Raw genomic sequence first — 21,304 nt, forward strand, 5'->3', positions numbered from 1 at the left:
TAATAACTTTAAGGGAGAGCAATGGTATGAGTGAGTGCATCATCGATACAACAGCAAGTGTGGAAAGCGAGGTGCTTCAACAACACTCACGCTTGATTGCCCTATATGAAGAAAAGATTGAAGAGTGCCGCGCCATATTAGAAAGTGGTGACAAGAAGATCATCTTAGCACCAATTAGTTATGGCAAAGACAGTACTTATGTTTTGAACGTTTCGCTTGAGGCATATAAGAGATGCATTGAGGAAGGAACCATAGAAGCATCTAGACCATTCATCGTGAGTACTGGCGATACCCTTTCAGAAGCGATTCCAATGACGTTTTACGTCAACTGGGCTATTCCTAGACTAAAAGCTTATGCTAAAAAAGTTGGAATCAACCTCTTCTTCAATAAGGTGACCCCTAACTTCCATGAAGAGTATGCGAATAAGTACTTTACCGCTCAAAAACTCATACCCAACCCAACTAGAGCTGGAGACTGCAGCGTAATTCTGAAAGTGGTTCCAACTGAACGATTCATAAAATCGTTAATGAAAAAATTTAAAAAGAATGCAGATTTAGCTCAATACGCATCATCTGATATCGTCTGTGCTACAGGGCAGAGAACTCCAGAAAGCACCCGTCGTTCAGGGAATATGGTCAAACAGAAAACTGCGGATAAATCTATCGATGACTTAATGGCTGAATTAAGAAGCAGTGATGTTAAGACAGATTATAACCTGTATTTATACGCGCCAATTCGAGACCTCGAAACCGATGATGTATTTTCGACTCTTTCACTTATGGGAGACAAACCGTTAACTCGCAATTTGCTAGGAAAGACGCTTCCCGGCTTCCTACCAGACTTTGCCCTTTTGCTCGCTCTATATGGGAATGCATCAAAAGACTCTTGTGATATAGCTGTTGGATCAAAAAACACAGCAGGATGCAACGGATCCGCGAGGTACGGATGCTTCATTTGTACGATGGTCGGAGCGCGTGATAAGACGCAAGAGGCGTTGAATGACCTGCCACGTTGGCAGTACCTTTTGCAAGATGAAGCTATCCGACTGAGGGATTATATGTATCGTTTGAGCGTGTCTAACGAATACAGAATGCTACACGCGAAAGCCTTTGATAGTGTCGCTTATTCGCGAGTTGCACTTCAACCTAATGCCCTAAAAGTTAAGTATTTGGAAAAACTTGTTAGGTATTCTGCAATGTTATCGATTCGCTCTGAGCAAATTGCAAAAGAATTCAGTGATATGGTTCGACAAGGGACTATCGATCAACACCCAGGCATCCAATGCATAAAAAATGATTTGACGCTCAATGCCAAAGCTCGACGTTCTATGCTGGAGATGTATATTGAGCAGGCGCAAAAACCGGCGATAACTCTCTTCAGTGAGAAGCATGCAATCTACCTTTCCTTTCGTTGGGCATTAGACGGCGTTAATTCAATTCCGTTTCGTCCCCTCAAGATTTGGGATGACCTTATAAAGGGTAAAGGTTGGATCCCCTTCCCTAAGACAAATTCAGAGTACGAAGCGTTACATGGTCACATTTCCATGAAGGATGAAAAGAACCCATTACCTGACGCAAAAATGTTCACTTTTTTTGCGTCTGACGGTGACCCTAAAACTTATGTCGATAACTATGAAGATTTAATCAGCTACTGGTTAAGACCCTACGATGAATCAGATTTGCTCGGAGAAGCAAACTGTACGGTGCGCAAACTTCCAAAAAAAATGGTACCAGTATCCGTTAAACTCACTACTAAACACGAATTGTACGACACAGTTATAGGTAATGGTCCAATACTATATGGATTCATAAATGAAAGAAGAATGCCCATCTGTGAAATACACGAGAAGCAATTTAATCTTGATTCAATATTGATTAATGGAAAGGTGGCATCTTCACATTTCAAAGAAGAGTTTTTAAAAACAGAGATGGAGCAAATTGCAGCATCATATTTTTCGGATTGGCTGAGTGAAATTTCGAGCGAATTAGAACAACGAAACTTTGCCAAGATCGAACAGGCACTGCTCTATATTAAAGGCTCTTTCGAGAAAGCATTTGGGGACTTGAATGAGGATGGATCAAGAGAAATAGCGATTGACATTAAGTTGCCCTATTTCTCCGAAATTAAGCTCTCACAAGGCTACCAAACCAGAACTAGAAAAACCCCTACCCCATCAAACTTTACAAAACGAGTTACGAAAATAAGTGCTAGTGGAAAAATAGAAAGGGGAATAACTAGACTTCGTTTTTATGCTTTAGATAAAAACACGCGCTCTCACTATGCACATGCTGATAACCGAGCGATATTAGCCCCCGACTTTGCTTGCTCCGAAGAAGAGGTAAAGGATATCTTCTACCCGAACTTCTACATGGAATCTGTGGATGAAGACCATACTACCAATATAATCATTTCCGATAGTTCTATTGCACAAATGAAGCAACTTGGTTTTTACCGAGATGCAATCAGATGCCATGATGATTTCCTAAAGCGAAATATTAATGATCGTCATTCCATCAAAGAAACTGCTTTAGCCAAGATGACAATTAGATATGGAAATAATGCTGGTTTTGCCGAAAAATTGGTTTCAAATGGCACGGTCAAGATCGCGAAGTCGTACGCATCTACTTTTAAGCGATTAGTGAGAAGAACACAGTTATTCGATGAAATCGGCTGTTTTGATTTTCAGCACTTAGACCTTGACGATATCGCCCACCTCCCCTTCATCCGGTCAATGAAGCAACACCGAAAAGATAAGGCTGAAGTGCTCCTCTACATTCGCCAATTGCGCAATAAGCAGCGTGCCAAAGTTCGTAAGATGGTGGGCAGTCCGAAACTCATTATGGAAGAACGTATAAGCGAGTTCTTTGGGTTAGCTGAAGTTTGTCTGAGCAATTTTGTTGACTGCACATTCCTTACAAGTCAAAAAGTTCTATTTGTTAGTCAGAATATGGGGAAACAAAGTCGAAGTGCTAAAACGTGGTTTCAAATCTACTGGGACTTGTTTGGCAATACAGCTCAACTGCTTCGTTTTCTCCTATCTAAAGAACAGGTCTCTGCCATTGAACAAGACAAAGATTTGTTAAACAGCATTTATGCATTTTGTAAGTCAAAACAAATATCTTTACAAAAGTCTGCCATTGGATTGAAAGACAAATGGAAACCAATTCATGACTTCAATGTTCAATTTAATTCTGAACTGTTATCCAAAACTAAAGAGTTTGAAAGTAAGTCCGTTATCGATTCAATGGACTCTAGCGATTGGATCGAAAGGTTCCTATCTCCTAACAGAAAGTTATATACCAGCTTAGGTGCAATAAACTCTTACGGCTTTATATATGAGTTTGAAGATAATGAACACTGGAAGCCGAATTATGCAAACCTTCAGAAGCAAGTATGCACAATGGCTAGCAGAATGGAACAATGTATGGATTTCCTTGATAGCCTACAATGCTCTCTTACTAAAGAGATTGGCCGTGCACATTCGCTTGCTATTACCAAACTACCTTTGGATAAGCGATTAAACTTTGGATCTATATCCGCAAGTACTTGCACTACCGTAAACCAATTGTTTTATCGGATGCATGTTCATCTGAAAAGTTAGAATCGCCAGCAAAGCCCAAGACCAAGCTCCAAAGAGTATCTAAAGCTAGGAACGGCAGTTTATTGGAATCTCTATTATCGAAGCGAGCTGGGTGACAATGTCTCGGCCTAACAACAATGACGGTATATACATAGCTATTGACTTATAGATTCCGAAGCTGAAATCCGTATGAGGAAATGCACTCACACATTTCTCAAGTGGCACAGTGTGCCACCTAAATGTCCCTCAATTCCTGGCAAGCCAAATCGAATGAAACGAAGGAATGAATCTGCACACTTCAGAAGTGGCACAGTGTGCCAGCTAAATGTCCCTCAATTCCTGGCAGGTCAAATCGATTGAAACGAGGGAATGCATCTGCACACTTCAGAAGTGGCACAGTGTGCCAGCTAAATGTCCCTCAATTCCTGGCAAGCCAAATCGATTGAAACGAGGGAATGCATCTGCACACTTCAGAAGTGGCACAGTGTGCCAGCTAAATGTCCCTCAATTCCTGGCAAGCCAAATCGATTGAAACGAGGGAGTGCATCTGCACACTTCAGAAGTGGCACAGTGTGCCACCCAACATTACTCTATATTTGTAGTGGCCGCAGATAGTAGGGCAGGGCGGAGTACTAAAGTTCGGACTAATATCAACCTTTACCTCTTGTTACTAGTTCAAAACTAGATGACTAGGTTTAGTAAATGGAGGTCCATTTTTAAAATAATGACATGATAGACTTCGGTTCAATATAACGGTGTAAGCAAACTATTGCCTGAACTGAAATTTGTATTCGTGCGAACATGCTAACTAAAGGCCACGATGGGCGCATTTGCATACCATATTTCAAAGGCGTGTTTCCTAATGCGCCTAAACATGCGTACTAAGACATCAGGATATTTAAGAGTAGTTGGGGTCATCATGAGCCTGTGCTCAACAACCAGAACCTTGCCAATATCATGCCTTACATATCAAAAACTATGAAATGGGAAAGCTCCGATACGTACCATTGGTTCAATTAACAAGAAAATGTTTCAGAGCTACTCGCTAACCCGATTCTTTGAGATTGTTATGAATGTGAAACCAAGCAAACCCTAAACCTGTTTCTAAGGCGGCTACTAGTGGCTTACTTAATCGTTATGGGCAAAAATACAGTACCGATAGTGATGGATGTGACTGGTATGACGCGAAGAACAGTTCAGGACACGATCACTGCGCTTTATGGAATGAGTTAAAAGTCGAACAATTTAAGCGCGGTGAATATCGAATGGAAGTTTGGGGTGCAGTAGAAAGAGATTGGACAAATAGAATTTCTACGCACGTCTGTAGCGTGCTAATATGCTTATGTGCAATTGAATTAGTAATTTATAGAACACGCCGTTAGGTCGGCTTAGGAAACTGAAGGGAATCGAATTAATGAGTTCAACACATCATTTGTACTGTAGTCAAACGAAAGAGGCAGTGGCAATTTTACGTTCTGGTGGAGACGGGCTATCTCCTGATGGTGACTACTCCAACGGGGCATTATTTTCGTTTCTTGCTTATCACCGTGCCCTTAACCTCAAAGAATGCACGTTTGAAGTCTGTGAGGTTACTAGCGGCGGTCGAAGGTTTGGAAACACTCATCTGGCATCGAGTCTTTATGAGTTAGATGATCAACGCGATGAACTTGAAGGATTAGAGGATAACCCAACATTCATCTTACTTTGGGATAAAAAGAATTACGTTGAACTCCTAGCACGTAATTCCGAGCTTTCTGCAAATCTTTCTGCCTATAATTTTGGGTCTCACGTCCTAACAACTTCGTGATGGGAAACTGGAAATGATTGAGAATTATGTTCTTCGTATTCAGTGGGCTAATAAATCATGGACTTTAGATAGCGATGATTTGTTCGAGCGTTTTGGTTTTGAGATGGTGCTATTTTTGAAGACCTAGCTCTAGCGGAACAAATGGAAATGCCATCTCAACAAGAGGTCTCAAAGGTGGTTGTGGAAAAGTTTCTACTACCCAACATCATGAGTACTCAATGATGCTCGGTAAATCCGCTGTCCTAGTGGGACAAATTCAAACTATGATAGCCGAGCATTGAGATGAGCAAGAAATTGCATTCTGTGTTGATTTAGACACCCTAGATGACGCTAACGATAGCTTGATAAGCACGATTAAATTGGATGGAGTTGAGCAGTCTATAACTACACGGCTGGACCTAATTTTGAGACAACTCAACTCGGTTTAATTAGGTCGAGGTGGAAAGAGGATTTACTTAGTTAGTTGTATCTATCACAGTTCAAATTCTATAAGTGGCACACTGTGCCACTTGGTGTTTCTAGGGTTAAGCCATAATCCCCTAAGGTCATGTAAGAAATTCAATATGAATCTCAAATGATTGACTGAAGATAGAAGTCAGAATGGGACAGGGGAGGGGTATTTAAGGTCAGAATATAACACAAGACGCAATGGTACGTTTTGGCCAAGTGGCGCAGCATAAAGTTTACTATCTTGCCCTTGGTGGACAACTACATCTTCGCCTGTTGATGCAAGTGAGAATAGATTGTCGGCTAACGGGTCACTCCACTGAAATTTTCGTAGCTGGTGATCTGACCTTTTGATTCTTTCAGCGATGCCTTTAAGCACTTCACATAAAACTGATTCGGCATAGGAAAATGGGTATTCCCCATAGATATTACTTAGCACATACCTTTCACCATTAACTGTCTCAATGAAGTGGATTTGAATTTCATCGATGAAACCAACATTGACGATTTGAGTGGTAGTTATTCGTAGACCATGTTTATCTGTTCTTGTTGATACCAGATTATTGCAATTGCAATCCCACAGGTTCCCTTCAACAGAAAGATTTTCTCCAATACTCACGTTGGAAATGACCCCATCGAAGAATTGGCCATTTACCGTCTTCACTAAGTCGAACACTCTAGTCCCTTGAAGCCTCTTGATGACACTAGACGTATAAATATTTCTCAAGTTACGCATAAACAAACTCCAAAGAATAAGTATAAATATATGTCTATATGCATCAAAAAACAACATCTATGGTCGTGTGAGTGTTATTGGAGTTGATTGTTATCGATCAATTGGGCATCGGATCCGATTGAGTTGATTGTTACCGCTTCACAGTACAGACGTAGATTATCTGAGATCTTTGAGGACGGTGATACCCCGTTGAATAATACATCCAGTATTTCATCGTGGAGTGTCGTCATTCTGTTTAGTGTGTGTATCATCTCAACAGTATTAATGTATTGGTTCTTGAGGCCACAGAGAAGTATCAAAAGCTCCATGTCTTCTTTGGTCATCTCATACTTATCTTGACCTAAGAATATGCCTCGTAAGCTACTCGTATCTGAAGCGATTCTTTGTTCAATTAGAGATGCTGGTAACTTGGTTTGCTTCTCGATAAGAATTGCTGCATGAGAAAGCTCAAGTTCGGAACTGTACTTTGTTAGGAGTATGTCCCGATCTTTAACACACTTATATCGAACACTAGTTCGACCAAGTTTTGGCTGCATTGAAGCCGCGGTGTTTCTATTGACGATTTGTACCATTTGCTCATGGTGCGAAAGTTCGTCAGCAAGTTTAATCTGCAGGGTAGGGGTTCTCATCTTGTTTGAGGACACATTACAGCAGTGTAGGACTTCATCCAAATTCGCGGAAACAATGATAGTTTGGTCGACGACATCTAGCGTTACGTGGTAACCCCATAAGTTGAAATTATAGACATTGCTTGCTTCATCATGTGAGCAAGAAAAATGAGGGTCTTTCGAGCCGCATAGCGAATTCAGGTTCGTAAAGAGCGTTTTTCTAAAGTTACTAAACGAGCTACTGGCGCTTGTTTCTTTGTGTACGACTTTTAAACTCTCAACGTAGCCAGCACAAGAGGCATCCCGGCTATCAGGTTGTACTCTAGCCCTAAACCTCATGTAGAGCGAAAAAATAATAGGTGAGCAAGATAAGCTTGCTTGGGGAAAGGAGAATGCATAGTTGTTAGAAATGAGGCTTTCGAATGTATGCTGCGGAAGAGTGATCATAAACAGTGTTGCATTATCGCCATAGACAACGGATTGGCCTTCGATACGTGGCGCACTTGACTTAGTCTTAGGTACCAAAGGTGTGCACTCTTCGAAGCATTTATAGTGGCGTTTTATATATGGTTCGTATTCCGAATTTATGTATCGCAATAAAGAGAGTTCATATAGGTCAAAGCCAGTATCGGCGATCGATAAGATACTTTCTCTTATTCGCATTCGCGCCTTCCCACCTGGTGAAATCCCTCTGAGGTAGAGAACATGGTTAATACTCACAGGAGTGGTAGTAGAAGGGAAACTTCTAGTCTCGACATAACGATCAAGCTCTGACTGATGATAAGCCATTATTAGGGAATATGTTGCGAAGAGAGTTTGTAAGTCACCTGCATTCATGATTCTAGACTTACTGAACAATTCAGCTTTCACGTCAACAGTTCCTTTTTCTGTAGTCACTTTGAAAGAGGTTGGATATGTCTTGTGTTTGATCTTGTTGCTTGGTACGAGCTGTTCTATGGGAAAGGGGCCTTTAGGGCGAATAATCTGTTTCTTTGCGGTAGAAAGCACTTCAGTGCTTGGAGGATTAAATCCAAATGACTTACAGAGATCATTAGAAGCTTTTCTAGTCTGCGCAATGGGGCTAGAAACTAGAACATCAGTTTTGTTAGCTAGTGCATTATCAGCAGTTGTAGATACCTCTATATGAAGAGGATTAGCATGTGTTTGTGAAATTGGTACCAATACAGAACCGGTGACTTTTCCACCTCGCTTTCCTGTGGCGAATATTGGCTGAAATGATTGAAGAATTTGTAATCCCTCAAGAATGCGAATCCTGTGACGGATAGTGTCAAGCTTCATGTCAAAAGCATTCGCAATATCACTCAATGAATAACAGTGTTCTGAATCGCGGTTTTGAAAGCAGAATTCAATCATTTCCATGGTTGAGCGGTTTGATGCAGACAAGCTATCAAGCACTACATAATCATCAATGGAGAATGAGCTCATAGGAAAATATAAGAACTTGCCTTGAGAAGACGTTCTTTTGTGAAAGACTATGTCATCCATGTAAAAGTATCCGGTGCTAAATATTCGTTTTGGTATTTCACCGATAATAACTATTGGGTTGCATAGATCAACGATTTGTTTGTTGTCAGTTTAAACCTGATCAATATGATTCATTTCTTTCTAAGATTATCGATTTATATTCTTTATAGATGGATGTGTATAACTCATTAACTCATTGATAGTAAAGCATTTCAATTGTTGATAATCCCAAACGAAACCCTATAAAGCTAAACGAAGATCCAATCTGCAGCTAAAAGGATCCAATAAATCAAAACGAAGATCCAATGATTTTATGGAAGCATGATCATGATATTAATGGAAGCATGATCATGGGTTTTCCACAGGTATATTTGATGTAGACATTGACCGATATCTCTTAAAATTCAGTGACTTAACTTTAAGTAATAATGAATTGCTATTGTATTTTAATAATTTTTGCAATATTTCGATGCTTGTCACACTGTAGATCTATTACATTCGATTGAGGTGTATGTGTGCTTCATGTTGCGCTTTACATCAGATCATAAGTGAGAGAGAAGATGGCCAAGCCGAACTGCTACTAAGGAGCAAAGTAAAATTTAGCTATTTAGACCCAATACGAGCGAAACGAAGACGGGTTGATACTCAGATCCAGAGTTAAAGTGAGATAAAAAGCCCCTGTGAAGGCTAAACGAACTTAAAGTCATGCTTAGATTCTGTATCAAGATGAGATATAAAGCCCTTGTAGAGGCTAAACGAACACGGTTGCCCGTGCACACTTCATATGGACTGGTGATATAAAGCCCCTGTAAAAGCTAAACGAATGTCCTTTCTCGTCTTAGGTCGAGAGTACTTTACTCATCTTGTTAGATTGGATGGGCACGGTGCAGCCCTTTGGGTCTTAATTTACTTGAAATGATGTGTGTTTTTATGGGGCTAAATATCTTTCAAACGATGTGTGGAATAGTGGGTCAAAATATTATTGAAACGATCTATGTGTAGGTGGAGCAAAATATCAATGGCAGGACCTAAGTTAAATAGGTGCTAAATATCATCTATACGAACTTAAATCTTAATCGAGTGTTCATTGTGCAATTGACCGGGTCAAAATATCACGAGATACGTATAGCCATTGTTTTTTATTCAAGAATGTAAAATTGAATGTTATGATCACTATTAATTTATATCTATAGTTGAACGTGCAGTGCTTCACATACCAAATACATAAATCTCGTTAGCAATTTGGTCAAATTGGCTTTTATTGATAGGAGAGATGTTGAGATGGCGGCTGACTGCATAGATCAATTGTCTTCTTCTCTCTATTTTGAAGATGAAGAAAGTGAGAATTTCGTCATCGACATATGGCGTCGATTTTTGGAATATCCGTGCCAAGTTACCTATCTCATTTTCATCGGCCATTTCTATCAATAACTCAGATTTTACGTATTGTCTTCTTCTATTGAATAATCTGTCGGCGTGGCATATCTGATGGAGTGTGTAAAGCGAGTCAACATGCTTTAGCAGGGAACTAAGGTATATGTTTGCGGATATTTCGAGGCACGGTTGTTGTTCTTGCTGGTCATCAAATAAGAAGGGTGTTGCAAAATCCTTTTGCATCATGCTATTTCCATTTAAAAAACAAGTTTCCGCATTTCATCACATGTGAACATTGACTGCAATGGTTTTGATAGCTTGATTAATAAGGATAAGGGCAATAAGCCCATGAGTTGGGCTTAATCATTGGTTTAATGATGACGCTTGAATTTTGCTTCAATTTTACTGACTAAGTTCATTTCAAAGGCTGCAAAAAATGAAAGTTGATCCTCTTGAATCCACTCTTGGCGCGTCTTGTACTTGCTTCTTTCCGCATAGAGCTGCTGCAGAACGCTACCAGGTTTCTTTTTTAGCTCTTTTAGGTAAAGTTTCACATTCCCTAGAGAAACAGTTGCGTAGTTCAGACTATCTATATCGATGATGTTGGTTTTTCGTATGTAAGTTACGAGCTCAGCCTGTTGATCTATGAGTTCATAGTAATTGTGGTAAGACTCACAAATGGCCTTTACCAGTACTGGTAGTGCACCGGATTCAACCAAAGAGTAGAAAAGGTCTTCGTTAGACTCACTTAGGTCTTTAAAGGATGTCTCACAACGTAGGTTTTTAACCAGTGAATTGATCAGTTCTGCATTGTCTTCCAGAAAAGTGGTTGAGTTTTTGTTGTCACGAAATGCATCTATGAACAGAGATAATTCTTTCTCAAATGACATATAGAGCTCTTTTAGGTAATTATAGAATTGGTGCTATTTAATGGTAAATGTAGCACAGTAAATCAAATGAGAGAAGCTGGTGGGAGAGAGTAGTAGGGAATATGCAGACTAACATGCCTCAAAAAGAAGAAAACCCGCACGAGGCGGGTTTCTAAGAAGAGAGAGTATGCTTGGGGGCAATACTTTAACTTCTAAGGTTGAGTATACCTATCTAGTGTTACTAATCAACACCGTTTATCAAACTTATTGGTTGATCGACTAGTATGTGTACACCTTAGAGTTCAACGCCCCATTTGGCCAAGAGTGTTTTCAATTCTTCCAGCTGCTCATCGCCAAACTGGTCAATTTGTAACGAGACAGTTTTTTGATGGGCGTCTTGTTTCCACTTAACTTGGGAACCATCGTTCAATTTCTTCTTCACGCTTATTGGCGCAGGAGTACTATCATTATCACTGTTTGTCTCAGGAGCCGAGAATTCAAAACCAATAATCTTCTTAATGACCTGTTGATTCGCTACAGCTCCAGAATCAGCAGTATTAATAAGGTCATCTTTCTCTTTAGAAAGTGAGTCACAAAAAGTGCTTAGTTTACTTAATTGCTCTTCCGATAGGCCCGTTGTTTTCTTAACTAGGCTTTCAATTAAAGGTCGACCCAAATCAGGAATAGATGGTATCGCTGTTAAGACAGCCTTTGGTAATGAATGAACATTGATACCTGCACGGATAATACTTCGGTGCTTATCCTCTAACTGCGCAATTTGCGAAATATTGAGCCCTTCTTCATCAGCTAACCTCTTCCATTCAAAACCATACTCATAAAGTGATTTCGGCTTAAAGTAGTTACCCGATTCAGAAATGCCTTTCTTGCTTTCTTTAACAATTTTTTCTTCTGTACCCCAAGTAAGGAAGCCCAAGCCATTAAAGATACAACCGGCTCTTCTCTGGCTACCCTCGATAACTTCAAATTTACCGGTATCAGGATCGATAACAGATATTCCTGGACTTAATTGGCCATTTTCCTTGATCTCATCAATCATACCTTTAAGAGAGAGTCGGTTAACAATCTCTTGGTTACGTACGTTTTCTGTAGAGACAAACGTTTTAGATTCAATGTCTTCATGTTTGATTAAGTACAGGTTGAAAAGAACCTGATTGCCGTCAACTTCCAGCTCAAAAACGTTACTTCCACCTTTTGCCGCCTCATCCATGGCTTCTTTTGTTTCATCTGAAATGACAGCAGGTTCTACTTTGCTTGGCTTATCGCCTGGCTTGATAGAGCGTCGACGGTTGTTTGAATTGCCATAACCCATTTTTCCACTCATGCGGCTATACCTCTTTCAGATTGATGTCTTTTAGATGATTGAGAAGCAAGTTGGAGAACTGGTTCACACTTGATTGTGCACCTTCAACTTGCGCTTTTGGCGCCAATTTTTCGGTATCTGAAATGTCCATAACTGTACGGTGATTACGAGCTGCGATTTCAAATACATGGTACTTATCCACATATTGATTAAATACAAATGACCCATATTGATCTTTGATTCTATTGGCCATTTCAGTATCACGCTGCGTACGACCATCGTAGTTTGTGACACAAATTTTAAACCAATGAACCCCTTCGGCATCATCAGGAAGTTGACGGATCATATTAGGTATCTTATCGATAAACTGAATAGTGGAAGACCAGTCTAGTGTTTGTGGTGTTACGGGACACAAAACGCCATTTGAAGCGTACAGCGCAGACCAAGTTAATGGGTTAACTTGAGGGCCTGAGTCGATAAAAATGAGATCATAGTCATCTCTGATTGGATCAATAATGCGCTCTTTTAACAACTTAACCATATTCTCAGTTTCACCGCTTGCCCAAGCAATAGAAGAGAAACGCTCATCTTCAGGGAAGGCAGTGATCACTTTAACATTTGGAAGTTCAGTATCTAGAATTGCTTCCTGAATGATCTCTTCATGGGAAAAGTCATAGCTTTTGAATGTTTGATACAGTGAATCAGGCTCTAAATCACCGAGCATGACATCAACAGCGGTAACGACATCCAAATCTTCTTGTTCATAGCTTCTTGGTTTCGTGAATGTACGAAGCGAACCTTGAGGGTCGAGGTCTATGATGAGAATGTTCAATCGCTGGTCGTGTTTTAAAGCGATCGACTGAGCGGTATTTACGAGCAATGAGCTTTTACCTGTACCGCCTTTCTGGTTTTGCACGTTGATGATGTGGGTACCGCGGTTTTTATCTGCCCATTTAGGTTTGCCGAGTAAATCCAAGATTCGGTGGATATGGAATGGGGAGTACGCCCATTTACCTTTTATCTTGATCGTTTCTTCGACCAAGCCATCCTCTATCCACTTTTCCTCATTTTTGTTGAAGGTATTCACCGATTGCCAACCGCACAGCTCTGACATTTGGGTTTTTGGAATACAGTGGTTGATGAGCACTTGACTAAGCTGAAGATCTTCATCAACTTCGACCATTGTTTCGCCGATGATTTTGTTACGAAGAGCTTCACTTTTCTCAAGAACTTCTTCTGTGCGAGCTTCTAGGGATTGTAATAGTGTTTCTGTTACGCGGCTGGTCATAGAGTTCACCTTAGATGAAATTGATGGTCATAGTATCGATTAACACTCTATAGCTGTCAATGTTGTTTGTGTATCATCATTGAATGTTTTAGTCATTAATCTATAAAAATGGTGTCAAATCACGGTTTCTATTGAAATAGAATGAAGAAAAGCATATATTTCTCGTGATTGCTTGATTTTTGTTCGTTTTCTATGGGGGAAGCTATATGTTTGATTCAGACGATAAAGATTGGTTTTGCTCTAATGAGATGGATGACCTTGCCGATGACGCCGTACGTGTATTGATGACAATTCTCTTGTTTGCTGCAGGTTACAAAGTGACTATTGGCTTAATCAATGGTGTAACTCATTGGGACGACATCATTGTTCTTGCTCTTCCCTTTTACATGTGCGTTTCTGCTGGCATTCGCTGGTATCAAGAAAAAGCTTGGTAATTCGACTACGAATAACCAAGCTCTTCCAATTTACTTTTCATCTCTAAGTATTCTGCATTACCTATAACCTTGAGTCTAACCATGTGTCCCAATAGGCTGACTGGTGATACTTCAAGTTTCTGTGCAATGGCGCGTATACCCAAATCCTTCTCGAGCGCGTCTAATAGAGCGTGGTCTTGAGTTGCGTTCCACATGGGTTTTGAATCAGGAAGTGAAGACGTCGGCATTATCTTGGTATTTACATGTATTCGGTTCTGTACCTGTTCAACGCATAGTTCGCAATCCTTAACCATACCAATGTACCCATGTTGGTAATGTATGTATGGGTTAAAGGTGATCACTAGTGCTCTGTTAGAATTTAGTTTAGGCAGAACCTTCTCAAGAAGAGATTGCTTTTCTTTAGATATAAGCAACGGGAATTCCTGGATGTGACTTGTCGATACCCATAGCATCAATCCACCGCGAGACTCTCTTTCGTAACTCGTTACCACACCCGAAAAATAACAAGAGGGTGCAAATTTCATCACACGTCGACGCCACCCTTCTCGCTCTTTATTTGGTATACTCAGAATGTATTCAATGGAAAGGCTTGCTTTTGTAGGGCCAATGGACTTGACCCAATCGGACATTGACTTCCAGTCTGTAATTTTCATCGAATGCTTCCTTCATTAAAAACAGGTATATGAGTAAGTTGTTTTACCATATATTAGCACCTTCGCTAATTTGTTCAACTCATATATGCCTTTTTTGTTTTAATTGCAATATGGTGACATATGAAATTTGAGTATACGATAACTACAGATGAAGAGAGCGTTGTTAGGCAGCTTTCGGAAACGAACGCTTTGATTAATGGTTCGTTTGATGGGGCTAATTTGGTCACTCAAACTCCAATCGACAATGAAGTTGTCGATGCTCTGCGTTTGGTACCACGGAAAAATGCCGCCGATTTCTATTCATTACATTACTTGAGAGAAGCTGATTGGATTAAGCACAACCCAAATGGTTTCGAGAATACAGAGATATCAACGATAGAAGTGGCTGGTGGCTTGAACGAGCTAGAAAAGTTGTCTGTGGCTCCATCTCGTTTCTCTGTAACTGGTAAAACGTTTAAAGATTTCACTGAGCATAATCAAGATCTCACGGTAATTGTAGATTATTCAAAGCAAGTGACTCAATCTGAGTGTTGGACCGCGCAGGCTCTTGCAAAGAATCCATTAGCTCCGAAATACGAGATTAATAATCTATCTGTCCTGAATTGGCCAGGACTAAAGGGGGCTCTCGATAAGCTTGATGTATCTGTGAACAACATAACTAACCCTATCCGCGAAGGGGGACATTCTTCTCTCCATGAACTGGAAAGCAATGTGGCTATGAAGCTGGCCTTCCAATATAGCCAAGGTAAAGCCATTGAGATCCCTTCAAAAAACAATGATGGTTCACCGTTCCTAAATAATGCACACCTTACCGAACTCACTGATCAATACATTAAGTATCAAAATGCAGCCACCCGTGCTGGTGAAGACGTAACGTTTGAAGACTTTAGGAGCCATCTTGGTGACAAGTTGGAACCAATTGTTGACCTTGCTGTAAAAGAACAAGTAACGAGACTTATGGAGAGAGAAGGCATAGCTGACATTGATGATAATAACCTAGATTATCTTACTGACGCATCAACGAAGCTTTACCAGCAACTAAATCCCGGAAATGTACTTATGGGACTTGAATACCACTTGAAGCAGATAAGGGCAGCGTATGAAAAAAGACATGTGCCTGATAAAGAAGCCCTTGAAGTGCAGCTTAACCTCTTAATGTCTGATAAAGGGCAAGAGAAAGAATATCAAAAGTGGATAGCTGAACAGCTCCAAACAACGCTACAGAACACTAAAGCATTCATTCTTGGCACAGAGGGTTATGAGCCAATGAAGTTAGTATCGGGTAAACTTACTTTTGATCGCGGGCAATTAGAAGCGAAGAACTATGAAGCTGATACTATGGTTGCAGCTCTAGTACAGATATCAAATCAATCTGCTGATAAGGTTTTGGAGAACATTGAAAGTGATATAACCACACCTTCCAGTCATGTATCTCAGGCATATGCAGACTTGATCAAGAACTTTACCAATACAGCAATTTCAATTAGCGAAACATCCAATGCTGATATAGAAGATTCCAAACGTAACCTGTACATGCTGGTGGCTGACCATCTATCAGGTGCTGAGATGAAGTTGAGTGATGAATTTTCTAAGGACGTTAAAGAGTCCATATCGGTACTTGCCCAAGACTTCAAAAACTGTCCGATGCCTAACCCTAGTGCCAGTGCCACACAACTACTTTCCCTTCATGATGTCAAAGCCATTGTTATACCGGATGTTGGAGATGAAAACCAAAAACTAGACCAAATGATCTTGATAGAGCGGCTAAAGTCAAACGGCTTTAATGGCGAGGTAAAAGTCTTTGACCCACTAGAAAAGGGCACTAAAGCAGATGCCGTCCATTCAGTATTAAAATCAAACGATGAACTCAAAAGCCTTAAAGGTGAACGCCGCGTGTCTAATGAAGATCCATATCTCCGTGAGCATGAAGCAGTGCGTATAATCGATACTATCCAATCTAAGAACCCATACCTACAGATCGTCGCTCATAGCAGTACTGATACTTTTCCCGATGTAATGAATGCTGTCGCTGAAAAGAGGAATATCTCTGGCTTAGCATCAGATGGTGTCATGCACTTAAATTTGAGCCACGCTGATAGCCAAAAGGAGAGTACGCTAAGAGGTGTTATCGCACATGAATCTGTCCATCTTGGACTTAGAAAAATGATGAATGTAGCAGAACATGCTTCACTTATGGAAAAAGTGTGGGAATCAATACCAGAAAGTCAGCTAAACAAAATCATAGAAAACTACTCCGCTTACAACCCAGAAAAAACAAATGATAGAAGGATTCTGGCTGAAGAATGGCTTGCTTCAAGAGCCGAATCAATTCATCAAGATGTCACCCCACTGATTCAGGAAACGATTGGTAGTAAAATCAAAGCTTTCCAAGCAAAGATTCTGGACGGCTTTAAAGCCAAGGACGATATTTCTCGTTTCGATGGAGTTATTAAACAAGCCATTCAACAAGCTGGGGCTTACAACGAAATAGTTGATGGTAAGCGAGAAAATGGAATGCACATAAAAAATGTACGTTCATTTGCTCACAACAATTTAGGCACAGACCCGTTGCGTGAATTTAAAGAGCAACAGTTAAACGGAGATCATAATGCAGCGGTTAGGTTGGCTTCTAAGCAAAACTTTATCTACCAATATGAGGCTGATGGTGCCACTCGATACATTGCAGTTGATTTTGTTGCTGACAATAAGCCTGTCATTGAAGGGAGCAAATTAAATCTCCCTGAACAGTATACATTGGAACAATGCCTGGAGGTCTTGAACGATGCAATTACAACGGATCCTACAACTTCTAATGATATGCAACACAAAAAGGTAAGCTCACCAATGGAAGTTAAAGAAATGCTTGGTAATATCGAACACCAGGTAAGGCTCAAACATAGCTCTCAAGATTCGATGGTTGCAGGTATTTTCCAGCCGAAAGAAAGCAAAGAGCCTACCACCAACCAAAATAATCCAGACAATAGCGTTGATTTCATGTCAAGGTGAATATATGCTTTTATTAATAATAAAACAATAGTGAGGTTTGGGCGTGATTTCTGCACTTATTGCTATACCATTTTTGGGCATTCTAAGCATTGTGGTTTGGAACGTTCACGCCTTAATGACGCTATCTGAGATTCTTCAGTTCGTAGCTATTGGTGTTTTTATTATCGCATTCGCCGTACAAGCATTCGTTACATACCATGAACTAGAACGCTCAGATCATGAGGGTATAAAGCAGGTTGGTTTTTCAATTCATCAAACGATTCGGCAATACCTTAAAGCCGCATTAATGCCTGTTATTCCTCAGTTGAGCTTCATAAAGCAAATATTGAAGGTAATGACCAATAATGATGATTAAAAGACTTGCATTAGCAACGGCTATCGCCACGGCTTTAGTCGGCTGTTCTTCACCTAATAACCCTCAAGTGGCAGCTCAGAATACGAAAATAACTTTCACAAATGAATATGGTTCAGGTGGTACTCGTTTGCCATCTAAACCTGAACTCCATGTCGATCCCGGACTTTCTACTGCTTCTGAAGTGTTTGAACTATTCGGGCAGCCACAAATTGTACAAAGTTTCCCGTGGGGGAAGGTTGTCACATATCGATACTGGGAGAATAAGATTGGACGTCCTCGATACGAGGAATACGTGGAGTTTGTATTTAACGAGTCAGGCTTCTTGCATGAAATTGTCTCTTATGCGAATACCAACGCAACTCCGACAAAGACAGGCAAAGATGCGATCATTGAGCGAGAGAAACAATGTCCAAGTCATTACAAGATATGTGCGAACTACGAGACTGTGACTTACTAGAAGTCTTCAATGAACTAGAAAAAACAGTCGAGGTTTTTCTTGAGGAGCTTCGCGCTGAGCATCTATTCATCAAGCTAGTGTATGAAAGTGACCGTAAAGCCATTAACGTTGCTTGTGAAGCTCTAGGTTCACATATTTATGGTGATGAGCAAGCTGGCAGAGAATTGATCCAACAGCCTGGGGTGATTTTTATACCTCATAAGCTGGTGGATACGATTCACAAGGTCAATAACAAGAAAAGCGATTTTCTATCCGCAGTTCAGAAATTTAAAGAGCAGTCCGATTTAAAAAGCAACGAAGGTATTTTGAATCAACTGCGAAAGTATTTTTTAAGTGCAGGGCTGGGGCGAGTACATTTAAAACAATGTGAGCGTCAGTTTACCGTACTGGAGAATTTGCCTAAGAAACTGACTTGGTATACCGAATCAGGTGGATGGGGGGCTCAAAAGAAACTCTCTAAGTCACAAGCACTAGTCATGGTCGAAAAAGTTATGACTGGTAATGAAGATGGTCAGAGAGTGTGTAGAAATCTGATTAATGCCATTGCAGATGATGAAGTATTGGTGAAGCGATCCAAAAGTGCTGATTCCATCAGAGTGAATGCGTTGTACAGTGAAGGGGACGCAAGGCCATACATTGGTTCATTGCCTTTATTTGTTCCAGCATCGCGATCTGAAATAGAGAACGTGACACTTGAAATGGAAAGGGCTGAAAGCAAGAAGCATCGTTCGCGGAAAAATACTTCAAAGTTCGAATGCGAACCATACATTGAAAGTTTAAAACTCTATCGTTACAAGAAGGCATACCGCTAGTAAAAGCTACTTCCAACTATACACAAACAAGTTTTAGACAGAGGCAATCACATGAAACGGTATTCAATTAGAAAAAGGCTTATATTTTCTTGGTTCATGGTGTCGGTTTTCACAATTGGAGAACGATACATTCCAAGTATTGAGTTTGGTAGTGCAAACGCTAATTCAGTTACATCCTCTGAAGAACTGAATCCATTAGACGGAGAGCAGGAGCAAACCGGTACTTGGCTAACAATTGAAGATATCGATGGTCTTTTTCACACTAATTAGCCGCTAATAAACCCAATATCCTCATACCTCGCATTAAAAAATACTGCTAAATTATGGTAAATATACTTGTGATGATTCGCTTTTTAATCTAATATGTAAGATAAAGAAGCGGAGGGTATATTTATGAATATTGTTACTTCTCAATCAAATACCACACAAAGAAACAAGAATGCGGCTCTAGCTGCTGCGCTTGGCCAATTGGAAAAACAATTCGGCAAAGGATCTGTTATGAGCCTTGGGGGCAATACAAAAGTTGATGCAGACGTAGTATCTACGGGCTCAATGAAATTAGACAGAGCTACAGGCATTGGCGGTTTCCCACTAGGTCGACTGGTTGAAATTTATGGACCAGAAAGTTGCGGCAAGAGTACATTAGCACTTGAAACCATAGCTCAGGCACAAAAAGGGGGGAGTGTCTGCGCATTCTTGGATGTTGAACATGCACTCGACCCTGCATACGCCAAAAACCTTGGGCTCAATACTGATCAATTATATATTTCGCAGCCCGACACAGCTGAGCAGGCTTTGGACACGACTGAAATACTGGTTAATTCAGGTGCTGTGGATGTAATTGTTATTGACTCAGTTGCTGCATTAGTCCCTAAGGTAGAGTTAGAGGGGCAAATGGGAGACAACGCGCTAGGAGTACAATCACGACTAATGAGTCAGGCGTGTCGAAAACTTGTTGCAGCAATAAAGAAGTCGAACTGTTTAGTAATTTTCATCAATCAAATTCGACATAAAATCGGAGGCTATGGTAACCCAGAAGTCACCACTGGTGGCAATGCACTTAAATTTTATGCCTCTATGCGTGTTGATATTCGAAGAACGGGTCAAATAAAAGTCAAAGATGAAGTTGTGGGCAACGAAACTCGTTTTAAGATCGTCAAAAATAAGCTTGCGGCCCCATTTAAGTCTGTCGACACTAGTATTCTATATGGGGTAGGATTTGATCAGGCTACGGAACTGCTTGAAATGGCAGTGGAAGATAAACTCGTTGATAAACGAGGTACTTGGTTTGTCTATAAAAACACAAAGCTAGGTCAAGGAAAAGCTGCAGCGGCAGAGTATCTGCGAGAAAACGCTGAGCTTTTCGATGAAGTGCTAAACCGTATAAATAATTAAGGACGTAAGTGGTAACACTCACGGGATGCAGTATGTATTACGAAGATTTTTTCTTAGAGCTTAAGAAACTACCTGTACCGGACTATCGTCGCAGTACGCGAGGCTACGGTGCCGTACTTGGTATTAATGATGTAGTTGTTCACAACATGATCCATGCGCCTAAAAAAGGTGCCAAAGATATTGAAGTGAGGATTGTTGAGTTTTTCCTGAAGTTACCCGAAGAGGTTCAACATTATTTAATTCAAAAACGGTTGTGTGAGAACCCAGTTGAAACTCAACCTAACCTTTTCAAGTTTGCGGTACTTGATGAAGCAAAGACCGAAATGATGGAAATGGGGATGTCTAAGATGGGGTTCTACTCTTTGTTAGGTATTAGAAACAGTCGTTTCGACCATGCAAAGGAACGCAATTATGTAATGCCGAACCTTGCATATCTTCTCGAAACATTTAAATACTTCTCAAAAGAGGAAAAATTAGTGCTCGCAGCGGAATATGAGGTTTCTGCTAAGAAAGCAAAATTGTTAGCATCTAAAGTAGAAGAGTTAGAGCAGTTAAGTAAATAATTTAAAAGGCTTGCGTGGGCTTTGATACAAAGGAAAAAGCTCATAATTAAAACAAAATAATGCATAAAATGCGAGTCATATCATGAAAATATATGCCATTGCATTTTAAATAT

General features: G+C 40.3%; 16 protein-coding genes and 1 pseudogene. 10 read left to right on the plus strand and 7 right to left on the minus strand.

Annotation, left to right across the window (positions count from 1 at the left end):
* Positions 1 to 26 precede the first annotated feature (26 nt).
* From OCT63_RS20450 to OCT63_RS20460, 3 genes are all read left to right on the plus strand, one after another.
* Positions 27 to 3,602: a hypothetical protein gene (locus tag OCT63_RS20450; RefSeq protein ID WP_269984484.1), complete on the plus strand. Its 3,576-nt coding sequence runs from the start codon at positions 27 to 29 to the stop codon at positions 3,600 to 3,602.
* 1,116 nt (positions 3,603 to 4,718) lie between these two features.
* Positions 4,719 to 4,814 carry a helix-turn-helix domain-containing protein gene (locus OCT63_RS20455; RefSeq protein ID WP_269984499.1) on the plus strand — a complete coding sequence of 32 codons (96 nt, stop codon included), beginning with the start codon at positions 4,719 to 4,721 and terminating at the stop codon, positions 4,812 to 4,814.
* Between the two features lie 181 nt (positions 4,815 to 4,995).
* Positions 4,996 to 5,388: a hypothetical protein gene (locus OCT63_RS20460; protein WP_269984485.1), complete on the plus strand. Its 393-nt coding sequence runs from the start codon at positions 4,996 to 4,998 to the stop codon at positions 5,386 to 5,388.
* 595 nt (positions 5,389 to 5,983) lie between these two features.
* Here OCT63_RS20460 and OCT63_RS20465 read toward each other — a convergent pair.
* From OCT63_RS20465 to OCT63_RS20490, 6 genes are all read right to left on the minus strand, one after another.
* Positions 5,984 to 6,571: a hypothetical protein gene (locus tag OCT63_RS20465; RefSeq protein WP_269984486.1), complete on the minus strand. Its 588-nt coding sequence runs from the start codon at positions 6,569 to 6,571 to the stop codon at positions 5,984 to 5,986.
* Between the two features lie 74 nt (positions 6,572 to 6,645).
* Positions 6,646 to 8,685: a replication initiator protein RctB domain-containing protein gene (locus OCT63_RS20470; protein WP_269984487.1), complete on the minus strand. Its 2,040-nt coding sequence runs from the start codon at positions 8,683 to 8,685 to the stop codon at positions 6,646 to 6,648.
* A gap of 1,188 nt (positions 8,686 to 9,873) precedes the next feature.
* Positions 9,874 to 10,284, minus strand: coding sequence for a hypothetical protein (locus OCT63_RS20475; RefSeq protein WP_269984488.1), 411 nt, complete (start codon positions 10,282 to 10,284; stop codon positions 9,874 to 9,876).
* A gap of 125 nt (positions 10,285 to 10,409) precedes the next feature.
* Positions 10,410 to 10,928, minus strand: a complete 519-nt coding sequence (locus OCT63_RS20480) for a hypothetical protein (RefSeq protein WP_269984489.1) — start codon at positions 10,926 to 10,928, stop codon at positions 10,410 to 10,412.
* Positions 10,929 to 11,202: 274 nt separating this feature from the next.
* Positions 11,203 to 12,249 (minus strand): ParB N-terminal domain-containing protein, encoded by a 1,047-nt coding sequence (locus OCT63_RS20485; protein ID WP_269984490.1) that lies wholly within the window; start codon positions 12,247 to 12,249, stop codon positions 11,203 to 11,205.
* A 4-nt stretch (positions 12,250 to 12,253) separates the two neighbouring features.
* A complete protein-coding gene (locus tag OCT63_RS20490; RefSeq protein WP_269984491.1) occupies positions 12,254 to 13,516 on the minus strand; it encodes a ParA family protein in 1,263 nt (420 codons plus the stop codon).
* Between the two features lie 206 nt (positions 13,517 to 13,722).
* On the opposite strand from OCT63_RS20490, the gene OCT63_RS20495 reads away from it, so the two are divergent.
* Entirely contained in the window at positions 13,723 to 13,950 is a 228-nt protein-coding gene (locus tag OCT63_RS20495) for a hypothetical protein (RefSeq protein WP_269984492.1), read from the plus strand.
* A 5-nt stretch (positions 13,951 to 13,955) separates the two neighbouring features.
* Here OCT63_RS20495 and OCT63_RS20500 read toward each other — a convergent pair whose 3' ends face one another.
* Positions 13,956 to 14,603 carry a hypothetical protein gene (locus tag OCT63_RS20500; RefSeq protein ID WP_269984493.1) on the minus strand — a complete coding sequence of 216 codons (648 nt, stop codon included), beginning with the start codon at positions 14,601 to 14,603 and terminating at the stop codon, positions 13,956 to 13,958.
* 120 nt (positions 14,604 to 14,723) lie between these two features.
* On the opposite strand from OCT63_RS20500, the gene OCT63_RS20505 reads away from it, so the two are divergent.
* From OCT63_RS20505 to OCT63_RS20530, 6 genes and pseudogenes are all read left to right on the plus strand, one after another.
* A complete protein-coding gene (locus OCT63_RS20505; RefSeq protein ID WP_269984494.1) occupies positions 14,724 to 17,609 on the plus strand; it encodes a hypothetical protein in 2,886 nt (961 codons plus the stop codon).
* Positions 17,610 to 17,652: 43 nt separating this feature from the next.
* Complete coding sequence (locus tag OCT63_RS20510) at positions 17,653 to 17,964, plus strand: hypothetical protein (RefSeq protein ID WP_269984495.1); 312 nt, start codon at positions 17,653 to 17,655, stop codon at positions 17,962 to 17,964.
* Positions 17,954 to 18,421 (plus strand): hypothetical protein, encoded by a 468-nt coding sequence (locus tag OCT63_RS20515; RefSeq protein ID WP_269984496.1) that lies wholly within the window; start codon positions 17,954 to 17,956, stop codon positions 18,419 to 18,421. Before OCT63_RS20510 ends, OCT63_RS20515 begins: the two co-directional genes overlap by 11 nt.
* On the plus strand, positions 18,370 to 19,233 hold the full coding sequence (locus OCT63_RS20520; protein WP_269984497.1) for a hypothetical protein: 864 nt from the start codon (positions 18,370 to 18,372) through the stop codon (positions 19,231 to 19,233). Before OCT63_RS20515 ends, OCT63_RS20520 begins: the two co-directional genes overlap by 52 nt.
* A gap of 393 nt (positions 19,234 to 19,626) precedes the next feature.
* Positions 19,627 to 20,625: pseudogene (gene recA, locus OCT63_RS20525) on the plus strand (recombinase RecA); the annotation flags it as partial.
* A 35-nt stretch (positions 20,626 to 20,660) separates the two neighbouring features.
* Positions 20,661 to 21,191, plus strand: a complete 531-nt coding sequence (locus tag OCT63_RS20530; protein WP_269984498.1) for a hypothetical protein — start codon at positions 20,661 to 20,663, stop codon at positions 21,189 to 21,191.
* Positions 21,192 to 21,304 lie beyond the last annotated feature (113 nt).

This window comes from Vibrio sp. RW (assembly GCF_027587105.1).
Classification (GTDB): Bacteria; Pseudomonadota; Gammaproteobacteria; order Enterobacterales; family Vibrionaceae; genus Vibrio; species Vibrio toranzoniae.

Bases quoted from the DNA above. Each gene is read 5' to 3' on its own strand.
- OCT63_RS20450 (WP_269984484.1), top strand. From the start codon at position 27: ATGAGTGAGTGCATCATCGATACAACAGCAAGTGTGGAAAGCGAGGTG.
- OCT63_RS20455 (WP_269984499.1), top strand. From the start codon at position 4,719: ATGGGCAAAAATACAGTACCGATAGTGATGGATGTGACTGGTATGACG.
- OCT63_RS20460 (WP_269984485.1), top strand. From the start codon at position 4,996: ATGAGTTCAACACATCATTTGTACTGTAGTCAAACGAAAGAGGCAGTG.
- OCT63_RS20465 (WP_269984486.1), bottom strand. From the start codon at position 6,571: ATGCGTAACTTGAGAAATATTTATACGTCTAGTGTCATCAAGAGGCTT.
- OCT63_RS20470 (WP_269984487.1), bottom strand. From the start codon at position 8,685: ATGGATGACATAGTCTTTCACAAAAGAACGTCTTCTCAAGGCAAGTTC.
- OCT63_RS20475 (WP_269984488.1), bottom strand. From the start codon at position 10,284: ATGATGCAAAAGGATTTTGCAACACCCTTCTTATTTGATGACCAGCAA.
- OCT63_RS20480 (WP_269984489.1), bottom strand. From the start codon at position 10,928: ATGTCATTTGAGAAAGAATTATCTCTGTTCATAGATGCATTTCGTGAC.
- OCT63_RS20485 (WP_269984490.1), bottom strand. From the start codon at position 12,249: ATGAGTGGAAAAATGGGTTATGGCAATTCAAACAACCGTCGACGCTCT.
- OCT63_RS20490 (WP_269984491.1), bottom strand. From the start codon at position 13,516: ATGACCAGCCGCGTAACAGAAACACTATTACAATCCCTAGAAGCTCGC.
- OCT63_RS20495 (WP_269984492.1), top strand. From the start codon at position 13,723: ATGTTTGATTCAGACGATAAAGATTGGTTTTGCTCTAATGAGATGGAT.
- OCT63_RS20500 (WP_269984493.1), bottom strand. From the start codon at position 14,603: ATGAAAATTACAGACTGGAAGTCAATGTCCGATTGGGTCAAGTCCATT.
- OCT63_RS20505 (WP_269984494.1), top strand. From the start codon at position 14,724: ATGAAATTTGAGTATACGATAACTACAGATGAAGAGAGCGTTGTTAGG.
- OCT63_RS20515 (WP_269984496.1), top strand. From the start codon at position 17,954: ATGATGATTAAAAGACTTGCATTAGCAACGGCTATCGCCACGGCTTTA.
- OCT63_RS20520 (WP_269984497.1), top strand. From the start codon at position 18,370: ATGTCCAAGTCATTACAAGATATGTGCGAACTACGAGACTGTGACTTA.
- OCT63_RS20530 (WP_269984498.1), top strand. From the start codon at position 20,661: ATGTATTACGAAGATTTTTTCTTAGAGCTTAAGAAACTACCTGTACCG.